The sequence below is a fragment of the Frigidibacter sp. SD6-1 genome, assembly GCF_030143255.1.
Lineage (GTDB): Bacteria > Pseudomonadota > Alphaproteobacteria > Rhodobacterales > Rhodobacteraceae > TMP-24.
In genome coordinates, this window is record NZ_JARJNR010000014.1 from 1 (window position 1) to 14708 (window position 14708).

The 14708-nt window shown below is 68.1% G+C and carries 11 protein-coding genes; 6 read left to right on the plus strand and 5 right to left on the minus strand.

What is annotated here, in order from left to right:
• Nucleotides 1–373: 373 nt before the first annotated feature.
• Nucleotides 374–778: a single-stranded DNA-binding protein gene (locus P0645_RS18025; RefSeq protein WP_284165939.1), complete on the plus strand. Its 405-nt coding sequence runs from the start codon at nt 374–376 to the stop codon at nt 776–778.
• Between the two features lie 220 nt (nt 779–998).
• Here the strand turns inward: P0645_RS18025 and P0645_RS18030 are convergent, their stop codons facing one another.
• Genes P0645_RS18030 through P0645_RS18050 form a run of 5 tightly spaced genes read right to left on the minus strand, consistent with a single transcriptional unit; the run spans nt 999 to nt 11015 of the window.
• Nucleotides 999–2852: a hypothetical protein gene (locus tag P0645_RS18030; protein WP_284165940.1), complete on the minus strand. Its 1854-nt coding sequence runs from the start codon at nt 2850–2852 to the stop codon at nt 999–1001.
• A complete protein-coding gene (locus tag P0645_RS18035) occupies nt 2849–3949 on the minus strand; it encodes a VWA domain-containing protein (RefSeq protein ID WP_284165941.1) in 1101 nt (366 codons plus the stop codon). Before P0645_RS18035 ends, P0645_RS18030 begins: the two co-directional genes overlap by 4 nt.
• Complete coding sequence (locus P0645_RS18040; protein ID WP_284165942.1) at nt 3946–6315, minus strand: DUF5682 family protein; 2370 nt, start codon at nt 6313–6315, stop codon at nt 3946–3948. The genes P0645_RS18035 and P0645_RS18040 overlap by 4 nt, the downstream gene beginning before the upstream one ends.
• Before the next feature lie 9 nt (nt 6316–6324).
• Entirely contained in the window at nt 6325–7398 is a 1074-nt protein-coding gene (locus tag P0645_RS18045) for an ATP-binding protein (RefSeq protein ID WP_284165943.1), read from the minus strand.
• Nucleotides 7392–11015, minus strand: a complete 3624-nt coding sequence (locus P0645_RS18050; RefSeq protein WP_284165944.1) for a DUF4132 domain-containing protein — start codon at nt 11013–11015, stop codon at nt 7392–7394. Before P0645_RS18050 ends, P0645_RS18045 begins: the two co-directional genes overlap by 7 nt.
• 314 nt (nt 11016–11329) lie before the next feature.
• On the opposite strand from P0645_RS18050, the gene P0645_RS18055 reads away from it, so the two are divergent.
• From P0645_RS18055 to P0645_RS18075, 5 genes are all read left to right on the plus strand, one after another.
• Nucleotides 11330–12529 (plus strand): DUF932 domain-containing protein, encoded by a 1200-nt coding sequence (locus P0645_RS18055; protein WP_284165945.1) that lies wholly within the window; start codon nt 11330–11332, stop codon nt 12527–12529.
• A 126-nt stretch (nt 12530–12655) separates the two neighbouring features.
• Nucleotides 12656–13096 carry a JAB domain-containing protein gene (locus P0645_RS18060; protein WP_284165946.1) on the plus strand — a complete coding sequence of 147 codons (441 nt, stop codon included), beginning with the start codon at nt 12656–12658 and terminating at the stop codon, nt 13094–13096.
• Nucleotides 13097–13206: 110 nt separating this feature from the next.
• A complete protein-coding gene (locus tag P0645_RS18065; RefSeq protein WP_284165947.1) occupies nt 13207–13725 on the plus strand; it encodes a DNA repair protein RadC in 519 nt (172 codons plus the stop codon).
• A 102-nt stretch (nt 13726–13827) separates the two neighbouring features.
• Complete coding sequence (locus P0645_RS18070; protein ID WP_284165948.1) at nt 13828–14319, plus strand: DUF6878 family protein; 492 nt, start codon at nt 13828–13830, stop codon at nt 14317–14319.
• Nucleotides 14320–14329: 10 nt separating this feature from the next.
• Nucleotides 14330–14707, plus strand: a complete 378-nt coding sequence (locus P0645_RS18075) for a DUF6915 family protein (protein WP_284165949.1) — start codon at nt 14330–14332, stop codon at nt 14705–14707.
• Nucleotide 14708 lies beyond the last annotated feature (1 nt).

Sequence of the window (14708 nt, forward strand, 5' to 3'; positions counted from 1 at the left end):
GCAGCCGAACTCTGCCAGCATCATACCGTCCCGGCCAAGTCAGGGCAATTTTTCGAGGTGCCCAACTGCTTCAACCCGGTTGCCTTGGTGAGGAAGGCCGAGTTCTGCGAGAGCCCCAGGCCGCTCCTATCCCCGGTGCCATCCCTTCGACTGACAATCCCCTAAGCCTGTTCGGCCTCTGGCGCGCAACCCCGCGTCAGTCCGGGCCGTGTTGGCTAGCGTTTCTGAGGAAACGCGTCACCTGCCCGCTCCACCCCGGCCCTCTGGAGGTTTCCGGTCGCCGTTCCGTCTCCCGTGCACGCCTCAGCCGACAGGCTTTTTCCGGGTCTTGTCGAAGGGACGGTCCCGGGGACAGGAAACACAGGAGCTTACCATGCAGAACATCGTCATCCTCGCCGGCAACATCGGTCAGAAGCCCGAAGTGCGCTCGACCCAAAGCGGCACGAAGATCACCAGCTTCACCCTGGCCACCTCGCGGCCGCGCCTCTCTGAAGGTCGCGTGATGCGCGACGAGAACGGCTACCGGCTCATGGACACCGAATGGCACCGCATCACCTGCTTCAACGGTCTCGGCAAGACCGTGGCAGAGCACTGCGAAAAGGGCATGAAGGTCCTCGTCCACGGGCGCATCCACTACACCAAGTGGACCGACGCAACGGGCACTGACCGCTACGGCTGCGAGATCATCGCCGAGAAGGTCGACTTCCTGAGCCGCCCGAAGTCGGCCGAGAACGAAAACCCCGAGTTGGTAGATCGCGACGACGAGGTCCCGTTCTGAAAAGAACGGGGTCTTCCCCGAAAGGGCCCGGCGGGGAAACCCGCCGGGTTCCGTCGTTTTCGGCCCATAGCGGTCACTCGGTCCAGAGACTTGTAGCAGTCGGATTGGGCAGGGCCCTCTGCCGGTCGTTGAGTCAGCGACTTTCTGAGAAGCGCATGGAGCAACCTTCCGAGTGGCACTGCAAGAGCCGGTTGTTGCCTGCCTGCAAAGCCCAGCAGGGTTAAAATCCGTTCTCCGTTCTGCGCAAGTCGGCCGCGATCCAGGCAAGGCGCAACGCCTTCGCCGCCGTTGCCGGGGGGGACAGCAGTCGCTCCACGGCGTCAATCCCGCTTGAAGCCATGCGCAAGGCCAGCGGGGCGGCCGGATGCTGCCCTTGGCCCAGGTCAAGGGCGGCCGACAACAGGTCGTCGCTCAGGGCGCGGGTGGCAGGCTTGGCACCGGCCTTCTGTCCCTTGCCAAGCCAAGACGGGACCTGGGCCAGCCAACTGGCCTCTGGCCAGGCAGGCGGCGGATCCAGCGTGGGATTCCAGACCAACGCGCCCTGCGGCCCATGAAGGACGGAGACGAGGGTGAACTGCAACCGGCCCATGTGCTCGCGCGTCTCGACCAGCAGGCGGGCGCGATGTGGGATGCGGGACAGGGCGGTCCGCGCGGGCAGGGACAGTCCTGCCAGCTCGACCGGCAGCAGGCGATTGCTCCGATCCCGCAAGGGCAGGACCCAACCGGCCGCGCCCGGAACCGGCGCTTCGCAGGCCGCCGGGGCCAGAAGCGCAGGCCGCACCAGTCCGTCGCGCATGAGGGTCGGGCCCATCTGGTGCCACAGGCTGTGATGCAGGTCCTGCCAGTCGGCGCAGTCCGGCAATGGCCCATCGGGCCGGGACAGGGCGCGGGCGACGCTGTCGGGCGACAGGCGCAGGTCGTCGGACAGTTGCGGCGCGTCGATTGCCAAGGAATGCCCGACGGCCTGCATTGCAGACGGCAGGCCCAGCATGGGGCGCTGGTAAGCCGCCTCGGGATCGAAGCTTGCGTCCAGTCCGTCCGGCCGCGCGGCCCCGGTCGCGATCCAGCGCAGGCACTCGGGGTCCCAGCCCCACATGCGAAGCCCCCGCGCGCCCGTCGGGGACTGCCAGCGCCGCGCGCCTAGAAGCCAAAGCGTCAGCGGTGGCCCGGGGCGATAGTCCCGGCGCGACAGCCCGGCCAGCCGGGGATCCGGATCCGGTCCTGCCAGTGCATGCGCCAAAGCCTGCGCCCGTGCCGCAGCGATCAGGTAAGCCGTTCCATCCGACCCTTCGGCCCGGTTTTCCAGCCCGATCGCCCGTTCGACCAACCCGCGCAAGGCGGTGGCCAGACGCGGTGCGGCCTCGATCCGGGCAGAGAGCGCGAGGTCCAGCAACCGGTCCGACGCAAGGCCCCCGTAGCCCGAAAGGACCGGCGCAACCGAAGCCTCGATTTCCCGCGCAATGCTCTCCAGCAGTCCCCGGTCAAGGCCCTCGGCGGTGGTTTCCGTCCGGGGCGGCCTTGGCAGCGCCAGACCGCGCGCCGACCGTAAAGCCAGTGCCGCAGCAGTGACGGCAAGACGACGGCGGCTGTCCGGTCCCTTCCAGACGGCACCGCGCAGACCGGCCCCGGCCAGAAACGTCACCGGATGCGGCAGGCCGGGAAGGGGCATCGTCAGGCTTGCCGCCCGGTCGCCGCAGTCAGGCGGCGGTGTGGCCTGGACCAGGCGCAGGGCTGCCGCAAGGTCGCTGCCGGCAAAGGCCAGGATCTCGGCGTCGGACAGGTCGGCGATCTCGGCCGCAGCATCCAGTTCGGGTGCCGGGGCTTCCGACTGCAGCGCCAGCAGCGCCGCGATGACATGCAGGCAGAGGCCGGTTGCGGGGCAGGGACAGCGCGCGCTGCCGATGCCCTTTGCGCCCAGGGTCACCGCGAACCCCTCGACCTCGACCTCGGCTGTCGCCCCCTGGATCGTGACGGTCCCCACACGCGCCGCCTTGGCCCGCCGGAGCAGACCCGCCGACCCAAGCGCCACCAGCGCCGCATCGTCAAGGCCAAGCCACCAGGGCGACGCGGTCATGTCATCACCTCGCCCAGCCACCCGGCCAGCCGGTCCGGGGTCATTGCGCCGATCTGCATGCCAAGGTCCGCAAGGCGCGCGGCGACGCGGTGGTCATGGAACGGGTCGCCCCGGTCGTCCAGCGCCGCAAGGCCCAGCAGTCGCACCCGCGCCTCGACCAGCTGCGCGACCTGAGTCTCCAGACGGCGGGTCGAACCGCCTTCGCAAAAGTCGCTGATCAGCACCAGGACAGAGCGGGCCGGGTCCTCGACAAGGCCGGCGCAGTACTGCATCGCCGCGCCGATATCGGTGCCGCCCCCCAGCCGGACCGTCATCAGCGTTTCCAACGGATCGGTCAGCCGGTCGCTGACATCGACGACCTGGGTGTCGAAGAGCACCATCCGGACGTGAATGCCCGGCAAGCCCGAAAGGATCGCCGCCATGACGGCCGAATGGATGACGCTGTCCGTCATGGATCCCGACTGGTCCACGCAGAGGATCACCTGCCAGGGAAGGCTCGGGCGCTGTCGGCCGTGGAAGAACAGGCGGTCCGGGACCAGCCGCCCGGTATCCGGATCGATGCGGTGCAAGTTGCGGAAAAGCGTCCTGCGCGCGTCGAAATCGGCGGCGCGCGGAAGGCGGCCCCTCACCTGCCGATTGCGCTGGCCGGACAGGGCAAGCTCGATCCTGGGGCGGAGGCGTGCGGTGATCTCATCGACCACGCGGCGCACCGTATCCCGCAAAAGCGCCATCAGCGCCGGCGGCAGGCTGCCCCGCAACGACAGGAGAAGCCGCAATGTCGCGGGGCTGGGCTCGACCCGCGCCAGGACCTCGGGGTCGGCCAAGAGGTCTGCCAGCCGGAAGCGGTTCAGCGCGTCAGCCTCGATCCGCTGGCAGGTCGATTTCGGGAACAGCTTGCGAACACGCCCAAGCCAGTGGAGCGCCTCGGGACGCGACGGTTCGGTGCCGCCAAGACCCCCGCCCCGTGCCGAGGGCGATTGCTGGTAAAGCCAGGTCAGCACCTCGTCCTGCTTGGCAGCCTCGCCTTCGGGTTCGGGCAAGGGGCCGTTTGCCGCGGGTCCAAGCGCCATGCGCCAGCGGCGGGCAGCGTCGGTCATGCGCGTTCTCCCGTCGCTTGGGCCAGCCATGCACCCAGGCCCTGGGTGACAAGATCGTCCAGAACCTTGCGCAGGGCGGCCGCGTCGGCAGGGTCCAGCGTCGTCTCGGCCGGGCCCAAGGCGTGCCGGGTGGCCACATGGGTGGCAAGACGCGCTGTCTCTTGCGCGGTCAGGGTCGAGAAGGCCGCGCGCAGTTCGGGCAGCAGTTCCAGGAAAGCGGGCTCGTCGATCCGGGCAAGATGGGCGTCAACGGCGTCCATGACCGGGCCATTGCGGCAAAGGATTGCGGGGGCCGCGCGCAGGACCCCTGCCAGAAGCGCGCTGCGACCCTCTCCCAGATCCATGCCCGCAAGCCCGCCAGCCACGGCTGCGGCTACCTCCGCCTCCGTCCGCCGCCCCGCCAAGGCACCCAGCCCCAAGGCCGCGCCCAGCAGGGCAGGGGGCACCCTGGACGCGGCCAGCCGGTCAAGCGCCGCGGCAAACCGACCGGCATCCAGCGCTTCTCCGCCCGGCCCCGCCAAGACTGCGTTTACCAGCCGCAAGGCGTCGATGGCCGATGGCAGATCGTCGGCGGGAAGGCCCGGAAGGCTGTCGATCAACCAGACCAACCGGTCGAAGGCCGCCGACACCAGCGCGCGGATGTCCAGCACGGCGGGCGCCCGCAACGGCCCGCGGGTCACGGCGACCAGGTTCAGCTGTCGAAGGGTTTCGGCCAGGGCAGAGGGATCGCGGGACAAGGCGATGTCCTGCGCCAGACGCCTGGCCAGTGGCATGAGTTCCCCGCCCAGCCCGGCCAGAAGCCCGCGCAGCAAGAGACGGCAGCGAAGCGGAAGGTCGCCGCGACGGGCCTCGGCCTCCAGCGTCTCATAGTCGAGCAAAAGCTGCGCCGCGCAGGCCGACGGAAGGGTGTCGCCCAGGGCGGCGCTTTCGATCAGGCGCGCCTCGACGCGCGCAGACCAGGCGACGGACCAGTGTTCGTGCAGATGCACCGGGTCGGGACCGGCCATGTAATCCGGACCAGAGGTCATCCTGGCGAAGCCCGTCTCAAGAATGGCCATCGCATGCAGAAAGGCCGAAGCGGCCCGGTGTGCAGGCTTGCGACGCACTTCCAGCCGCCGCTCTCGCGGTGTGCTGTCCGTGACCGCAAAGCGCAGCGCGGCGGCCCGGGACTGGGCGTCTGCGACCAGCGGCGGCAATCCGGCATTGCGGCAGACCTGCCCCAGACGGTCCCCGCGCAGGTAGCGGGCGAAGTCGGCGGTCCAGAGCTTTCGGTCCGACGCCTCGCCCTTCACCATTGCACTGGCAGCCGCGTCAAGCAGGTCCTGCCGCATCGGGCCGGGCCGACCGCGCAGGCGGGCAAGCCCCTCGGCCAGCCGCAGGCTTTCGACCAGGATGGGGACCGGCTGCAGGTGCCCATCCTTGCGCAGGGCTTCGGCATGGCCGGAAATCAGCGCCAGCGCGGTCGCGCCCCAGGCAGGAGCGGCACCGGTGGCCTGCACCTCGGTCCAGAGCCGATCATAGTAGCCGGGCAAGGGCAGACCGGCTGCATAGCCGCCCAGTGCATCCAGCGCCGCAAAGCCGTAGCGCACAAGATACGAGGTTGCCGGTGCGCCCGGCGCGGCATCCTGCGTCACGCTCTCGGGGTCGCAGAGGGCGGGCGCGTGATACCCGCCGACCACGACAACCACCCGGGGCGCTGCCCCGTCGCCAAGCGCCGCCCGCACATGCCTTGCCATATGCGCCTCGCGGCGGAGCGTCCGCGCATCCGGCGGCGTGGCCTGGCGCAGACCGGCACAATAGGCCCCCACATCGCGGAAGAACTCCTGCCAGTTGCCGGTGCCAAGGCGCGTCTCGAAGAGATGGTCCCAAAGGTCGTGCCCGTCGCGGCAGCCGGTGGCCTGGCACAGCGCGTCGATATAGTCCCCGGAGGTGAAGGGCAGGTCGTCCTGCAACGGCTGGGCGATGGCCGGCGTGGGACTGTCCGGAAAGGTGCCGCTTGGCAGATCGATGAAGCGCAGCCGGGCCCCGGCCGTGCGCCCCGCCCGCAACGCGACATACTCGGGCGAATGCGCGGTCAGGGGGTAGTGGCTGGCCGTGCGCAGCGTGGTTGCCCCCTCGACCTCCGTGAGGGCGACGATCGCCACGGGCGGCCGGGTGCCGGGATCAAGGATGTTGTCAATGTGCCGGTCAAAGTCGTCCGGCCCCTCGACCAGAAGATGCGTGGGTGCGACATCCCGGATCAGCGCCTCCAGCGCCCAGGCGCAGGCTGGCGAATGGTGACGGACCGGCACGACCCAGAGGCCCCGCCCGGGCGAGAACAGTCGTTCCGCCGCCTGCCCCAGGTCCTTGCGGTCGGGGTCCTGCATGGCGACGCCTCAGGTCCCGTCGCAGAAGGCGGCCCAGGCACGGCTGGACCTGGCGCGAGGGCGGGCGACCTGATCGACATAGGCGCGCAGCTTCCGTCCATCCTCCGGGTCGTCCTTGAACACCACGCCGCGCAACTGCCCCGCGACATGCCGGGCCGTCAGCGGCCCGCCGTCCAGGTAGGCCGCGGCCAGGCTGGCGGCATGCACCGTGTTCACGGCTTCGGCGGTGGACATGATGCTGGATGGCTGGGCCACCGTTTCCCCCTCCGCCGTCCGCCCGGTCCGAAGGTCACGGAAAACGGTGACCAGCACGTCCAGAACGTCCGGTGCAGGCGCCGGAATCGCGGGATGGTCGGCAAGCCGGTCCGCCAGTTGCCGCGCGATCAGCGCGCGTTCAAAGGCGGGATCTCGGATCGACTCGACCGTCTCGAAGTTGAACCGCCGCTTCAGCGCGCCCGACATCTCATGCGTGCCCCGGTCGCGCAGGTTCGCCGTGGCGATGACGTTGAACCCCGGCGCGGCGCGGACCTCGGTCCCTTCGCCAAGTTCGGGCACCGCCAGCGTGCGTTCGGACAGGATCGAGATCAGGCTGTCCTGCACCTCGGGCGGGCAGCGGGTCAATTCCTCGATCCGGACGATCTGGCCGGTGCGCATCGCCGTCAGCACCGGCGAGGCGACCATCGCCCGCGCGCTTGGCCCCTCGGCCAGAAGCAGCGCATAGTTCCAGCCATAGCGCAGATGGTCCTCCACCACGCCGGCCGAGCCCTGGACAACCAGCCGCGACGTGCCGCAGATCGCGGCGGACAGAAGCTCGGACAGCATCGACTTTGCCGTGCCGGGTTCGCCCACCAGCAACAGCCCCTGCAATCCCATGACCGAGACGATGCAGCGGTCGACAAGCGCGTCGTCGCCCCAGAATTTCCGGGTCACCCCGCGCGCCTCGTCGCCGGTGACGAAGGCCCGCACCGCCCGGGGCGACAGGCGCCAGCCGGGCGGACGGGGACCGGGGTCGGAGGCCGCGAGGCGCGCCAGCTCCTCGGCAAATCGGATTTCGGCGGGCTGCTTCTGGACCTCGCCTACCATGGCGACCGCCGCTCCCACTCTGGATCGAACGCCCCCTTGGAGGCCGCCACATGATAGTCGTGCCAGCATTCGGCCAAGAGGACCGGCGGCACCTTGGACGGGGGCACCTCGCCGCCGGGCTTGCCGTCGCGGTCGCGCGCGAAGCGCAGGTCGTAGATCACGGCGGTCACGTTCTCTTCGGGCAGGCAGTTGCCCGAGAAGTTGATCGTCGCGATCAGGCCCGCCACCGGGAAACGGCGCAGGTAGTGGCCGAAGTGGCCACCGTCCTCGGCCGCGCCGCGATCATAGGCCAGCTTCTTTGCCAGGCCGCGCACCGTGAAGGTGTCGGTGACCCAGCCATTCCTGTCGGCGATGCTTTCGGCATCCACCGCCACCGGTCCCGGGGTCGCCCGACCGAACTGCGCAAAAAGCGGCTGGACCTCGTGGTCCTTGAGATGAGCCGACCACTCCTTATCCGCGGTCGGCCCGACAAGCATCGTATGGGCCAGCCGGATCCCTGCAAAGGCGGAGGGGTCGACGGCAGCATCGTCAACACCGATGAAGTCGCCTTCGGGCGTGGGGCGGAAGGCCGACGGGGTGTTTCCTTCTGCGTCCACCCCCAGCCAGACCAGTTGCTCGCAGGCCTTGCGCAGGACGGGATGGCCGAGGATGTCGCCCAGCCATTCGGCTGCCGACCAGACCCGACCCGAGCACATCGCGTCGAACAGCCGTTCCCGCTGGATCGACACGACTTGCGTCAGCGTCTTCTTGGCGTCGGCAAAGCTCGCCTTGGACTCGACCGTCGCCTCGTCCTCGCCCGCGGGCAGCGCCTTGACCGGGCGGCCGTCGGGGTTGAAGAGCACCAGCTCCAGCGCCTCGCTCAGACGGGCGACATAGGGCTTGCGGTCCTCGCCGCAGGGAAGCTCAAGCCGGCCGGTCTCGTCCAGACCAAGGGTCGGCACGCTACGGTCGGCCAGCTGGTCCAGCGTCCAGTCATTGTCCTCGGCGATCCGCGCGACCAACTCGCCCGCCAGCTTCTGCACGCCCTTCTGCTTCAGCCGGTTCGCCGCCGACAGCACCACCTGCAACGACGGCGGATCGGCCTTCGCCGCCAGCAGTTCCAGCAGGGCCGAGGTCTGTGACGTCTGCGGCCCGTGCGTCTTGAGATACCAGCGGGTCTTGGCCGCGGCATGGCTCGACGGCACGGCGCGTGCCAGCGCCAGAAGGCCCTTGGTTTCGGACGACTCGTTGTGAAGCACTTCCCGCGGGCCCATCCAGGGGTTCGTCTCGACGACGGTCACCAGGGATTCCGCGACCCAGGCATCGAAGATCAACCGGCCCAGGGCCGCCGCGTCCTCGGGGTGCAGCTGGTCCAGGTACAAGGCCAGCATGCCGTTGCCGCCGGGCTGCTTCAGCTTGATCGCCAGCCTGATCCACCAGTGGAGAACGACGTCGGGAACAGGCGATCCGTCGCGCCAGCGCAAGGCACCCAACCGGTCCAGCCCCAGCCAGGCGGGCGGGGGGGCGCCTGCGCCCTTCATGCCGGCCTGCGCTTCGGCCAGAAGGGCTGCGGGTCCTGCATAGGCGGCGATATCCGCACCCGCCCGCGCCAGCGCGGTGATCATCGCGGCCCGCACGGCCTCGGTCTTCTCGACCTTCAGCCGGTTGCGCAGCGCGGCCTCGGCCCCTGCGGCCCGCCGTTCGCCCAGCCATTCCGCCGCAATCCGCCGCGTGTCGGCCTTGCTGTCCTGCAAGAGATCGATCAGATGCGCGTCGATGCCCGGCGCATCGGCCAGAAGCGCCCGCGCCTCGGCCCGGCTTTCCCGCTTGGGTGAGGTGGCGATTGCCAGAAGCGGCGCCAAGAACCGCTGCGGCGTCGCGGGCAGAACGCCAAGCCACAGGATCGAGTTCCGCCGCGACTGGTTGCGAAACACCTTGGGCGCGGTCGAAAACGCGTCCTCGATCACGTGCAGGTTCGCGGCAACCATCGGCCACACGCCTTCCCGGGCGAATTCGCGGCTGCGGTCCTCCCGGCTGTACCGGTCGTTCGTTCCGATCAAGGTCGCCAGGGTCTTTCCCTTGGGCCAGTCCGGCTTCAATTCGATCATCAGCTGATCGATCCGCCGCAGGTCCATGTTGGGCGCCTGCAAATAAGCCTGAAGCGGCGCGGACTCGTTGTCGTAGAAGGACATGTATTCGAGGGACCTTCTGGCGAATTCGCGTAGCCCAGTCTCCTGCGGCAGCCTCAGCAACTGACGCCGATACCATTTGGAGCCGGCCTCGCGCATCAAGTGCGCGAAATCCGACGAATAGGGCGGGCGCGGGTTCAGTGTCTGCCCGTTCAGGGTCGCGATCAGGTAATCCGCCTGCTCGGCCTCGATCATCGTCGGGACCGAAGGTTTCCATTTCATGTCGCGGCGCATCCATTCCTCGTATCGCGCCTGACGCCTGGCATTGTCGGCCTCGATCAACGCCACCAGTTCTGCCCGCTCTGCTGCGCCAAAGACCGGCCGAGTGCCGGGGGCGAAATCCTGCATCGGCGGAATCGCGATCCGCGTGCCGCCAATGGCGGTATAGCCTGTGTCGTCGTCGGCCTCTGTCGCTGTCGCCTGCATCGACTTGCCGGCGAAATAGGCCTCGATCACCCGTCGCACGGCGCCGGCCTTTTCGACCTCCAGCCGCGCCTGCAAGGCAGCCTCGGCGCCGAGCGAGCCAAGACCCGCCAGCCAGGTCGCAAGCTCTTCCCTGACCTTGGGGTCGCTGTGGTCCAGCCGTTCGATCACCAGCCGTTCGCGGGTGGCAACGGGCAGGCTGGCAAGCGTTCCCTGGGCGCGTTTGCGGATGTCCTTGTCACCGACCACCAATTCGTCCCCGATGAAGGCGGTGTAGTTCGGATGGTCCATCTGCTCAATTGCCCGCATCATCGCGACGGCGGTTGACCCCTGGTAGTTCAATGCCTTGAGGTGGGCGCAGATCTCTTCCGGTCGTTCGCCGATATCGCGCTTCAGCCCCATCGCCGCCGCAAAGCGCTGGGTCACCGGCCAAGCCTCGGTCGGAGAGAGAAGCATATGCTGCATCATCAGCATGGCGCGCAGCAGATCGCCCTCGGTCCCGCCAAAGGCGCGCGCGATCGCCAACGCCGTGTCGCGGGTCATGCCTTGCGGCGGCATTTCCTCGTCTGGAATGGTCTTGTCGGTGATCAGAGTGTTCTGGAGCGCAAAGTAGATTTGCCGCTGCGCAAGCGGGTAGCTTCTGAACGCATCGTTCCAATCGTTGCGACCGGCATGTGCAACTGCGGCCAGATGCAGCGCCCGCAGATAGCGAACGGTGAGGGCAATATCCTCCCCGGCGCTGCGGTACAGGAACAGATTCCGCCCCGTGACTTCGGCGGGCTTGTGGATGACCTGGACCTGGTAGCCCCACTTGGCAAAGGACTGGTCCGTCTGTTTCGCCAGCGCCTCGACACCCGCTTCGCCTTCCCCGGTCAGCACATAGCGCAGAAGGCCTTCGCCCACCTCGGGCTTTGTCTTTGATGCCAGCGCAAGGTCCGCCGCAATCACTCGATGCGCTGGGGAGAGGTTCTGCTGCCCGCCGACATCATCATTCCCACTGCCCAGAAGCCTTGAAAGCCAGCCCATACCAGAAAAACCCCTCAAGTTGTCCCGCCACTCGTTTCCGCTACCGAGACAATAAGGCGCCTGTTTGACGAGAGTGCGGCAGGTTGGCGACCTGGCGTCCTGCAGCGCGCTGCCGGCCACCTGTCTGCCCAGCAATCTATCTGGCCACTATAGCCACTATCGAGTCATGTTTGCTTCTCGGGCAGGAGCAGAGTTCGAAATGAACGTCTGCTTTCCGCCCTTCACGTCAGCCAGAGTAAGAGGAGTGCCGGTTTCCCGGTGACGGGTCGAGGGCTGGGAGAGTGGCTCCCGGCGCCCGTCGCGGGAGATCGCTGATGGGCATTGTGGAAGTTCTGGATCCGGTCGCACCGGCGCGGGCGGGTGGCTGGAAGGTGGATGTGAGCCGGGGGGAGCGGAACGGGCGGGTGTCGTCCGAATGGTTCAACCGGCCCGATGACGAGCGGTATCTGTCGCTCGACGATCTCTGGGCATCGGTGAAGGGTCGGTCGGAGCGCAGCCGCAGCCGTGTGGTGCAGACGGCGGATATCCGGGTCGAGGCCGCGCGCGACAACCCCGAGCGGTTGCACCTGATGCTGCCGAAGGCACATGAACCGGTGGCACCCACGCACTGGGCCTTCGGCCAGCTTGCAAGCATCGTCGGCGCGCCGGCGTCCTACCTGCGGCAGCTGCCTGCGCCGCTGGCGGGGATCAACCTGCAATACGGCCTGACCAATCACCGCGCCGAGCAGGTGAAAACCTTCGAGACGGAAGACGGCCGCACCGAACTGCGCGCGGTGACCGGCCCCGACTATGGCCGCATTCATGACCACGAGTTGGTCGAGGCGGTGCAGCGCATCGCGGGCAATGGCACGGGCGACACGCGCTGGAAGGTGCCCGGAGTGCTCGACTGGTCGACCGGGGTCTACAACCCCGATGTCGAGATCAGCCGCGACACGACCACGCTCTATGCCTCGGACCGCGACGTCTTCCTGTTCCTTGTCGACGATCACAACCCGATCGAGGCGGGCCGCCTGCCGGATGGCTCCCCCGATCTCTACTTCCGGGGCTTCTACTGCTGGAACTCCGAGGTGGGTGCGAAGACCCTAGGGATGGCGAGCTTCTACCTGCGGGCGGTGTGCCAGAACCGCAACCTCTGGGGCGTCGAGGATTTCCAGGAGATCACCATCCGCCACTCGAAATACGCGGCCTCGCGCTTTGCCCACGAGGCGGCACCGGCGCTGACGCGCTTTGCCAATTCCTCGCCGCAGGGGTTCGTGAACGGCATCAAGGCCGCGCGGCAGCAGATCGTCGCGCGAACGGACGAGGACCGGGATGAGTTCCTGCGCAAGCGCGGCTTCTCGAAGGCGGAGTCAGGCAAGATCATCGAGAAGGTGCTAATGGAAGAGGGCCGCCCGCCCGAAAGCATCTTCGATTTCGTGCAGGGCATCACGCGGCTTGCGCGCGACAAGACCCAGCAGGACGCCCGCCTCGACATGGAAGGGCGCGCCAAGAAGCTCCTCGACCGGGTCGGCTGACGCTTGGTCCAACAACGCGACCGCCCTCGCGCGCGGCGGTCGCGCTTTTTCCTTCCACTTGCACGCCACCGGCCCCGCCATGAGAGGGCAGGGGGCTTTGGCCGGCGCATTTCAGCGAGAACCTTCATGACCCCCCAGGAAGAAACCGTCATCCTCGAGGCCCGCGACATCCTCAGCCGATACCTCAGCCAGAACCCGATCATCGGCAGCTGGCAGGCGCTGATGGACTATTGCGCGCTCACCGTCCGCGGCCCCATCGAGCGCTTCCATGTTCTCTATCTCGACCGCAAGAACCGCATCATCTCCGATGAGCTTCTCTCGACTGGCACCGTCGATCACGTCCCCGTCTATCCGCGCGAGGTGATCAAGCGAGCGCTGATGCTGAACGCCAGCGCCCTGATCCTGATCCACAACCACCCCTCGGGCGATCCGACGCCGTCGGAGGCCGATCTCAGCATGACCAAGGAGATCCAGAAGGGCTGCAAGTACCTCGGCCTGACGTTGCACGACCACATCATCGTCGGGGCCGGGACCGAGCTGAGCCTGAGGGCCCTCGGCAAGCTCTGAGGGCCCATCGGACCCGTCACCGCCGCCCCTTCGAGGAAGAGGGCGGCGGTTTGGTCTTTGACGGCTTGAAGCGTGGAGAGCGGCTTCCCGCGCCGTCGGAGATCTCCCCCATGTTCGACTTGCCCCTTCCGGTCCACCCGAGCACCGCCCCGCAGGGCTTCGCGCCGGTCTTCGCTGTCGGCGACACTGACCTCAGTCATCCCTTCGCGCTGACCCTGTCGCGCCGCGCGCCGGCCGATCTGATGTCGGGCTGCGCCGCGCCCCTAGTGCTCGCCCGCTTCGCGACGCTGGCCGAGGCCATGCAGGGCGCGATCGACCATGCCGAGGGCATCGACCCGGAGGCTGCATCCCAGCTTCTGGCGATCCTCGATCGCGACGAACGCCTTGTGCTGGCCGGGGCCGCCAGCGACCACGCTGTCGCCTGGTGCCACCCGGTGACGAGCGCGGCCGAAGCGCGGGGCGTCGTGACCGAGGCGAGCCAGCTGCGCGCGCAGGCGGACCGCGCTGCTGGCTGGGGCGAGCCCGATCAGGCGAGACGGCTGCGCCACCGCGCCGATCTCCTGGACGGGCGTCTCGTCGACCCGCTCTGGCGCGCCTTCGCTGCCCGGGCGTTGCAGTTCGCTGCGTGAGGCCCGAGAGGCAGAGAGTGGCAGGGGGGAATTGGAGCTTGTCCGGGGGAGAGAGATCGCCCGTCCCGGCTCCGATCCCTTCCCCCCAACCGGAGACACCCAATGACCCTGACTGAACCCACCCTCGCGCCGCCGATGGCACCACCGACCGTCGACATGGGCCAGATCTTCGCGGCGCATGCCGAACGCGCGGCCCGGATCGAAGCGCTGCGCCCAGGCAACAAGGACCGCCTCTTCGATGGCCTGATGGCTGCCGGTATCACCCATGTCACTTTGACCTTCGACGGGGCCGGGGACAGCGGCCAGATCGAGAGCATCGGCGCATGGTCCGGTGAGATCGCCGTCGATTTCCCCGCGACCGAGATCGAATACGCGGCGCTGACCTGGGACGACCCCGAGGTCGAGATGCGGCAGCTCTCGCTGGAGGATGTCGTCGAGCAGCTGGCCTACGATTTCCTCTCCGACACCCATGGCGGTTGGGAAAACAATGACGGCGCCTGGGGCGAGTTCTGCTTCGACGCTGCCGCCCGCTGCATCCATCTCGAGTTCAACGAACGGTTCACGTCGTCCGAACTCTACACCCATGATTTCTGAGGGGGCGGCGATGGCACATCCATACCACCACGCCCTGTCCTCGGTGAAGAAATGGGGCGGCACGGTCGACTGCTACATGGCCGTGCATACTTGGTTCGACCAGAGCAAGGAGATCACTGCTGACTTCCGGCACCGGGCGCTGCGCCACCATGCCGAGGGCATCTTCATGGCCGAGAGGATTTTCGGCCCGACCCTCACGCTCTCGACCGGACGTGTCATCCCGACCCGCTGGGTCGGCGAACAGCATGTGAAGGAAGACCTCGGCTTCATCCCGAGCTTTGCTGACTGGGTGAAGGCCATCCGACCCGAGCCATGGATGGGCCGGGCCGAGCGGATCGAGGCACTGGTCGATCCGCATCTCGCCTCGCCCGTGGTCGAGGTCAGCTGAC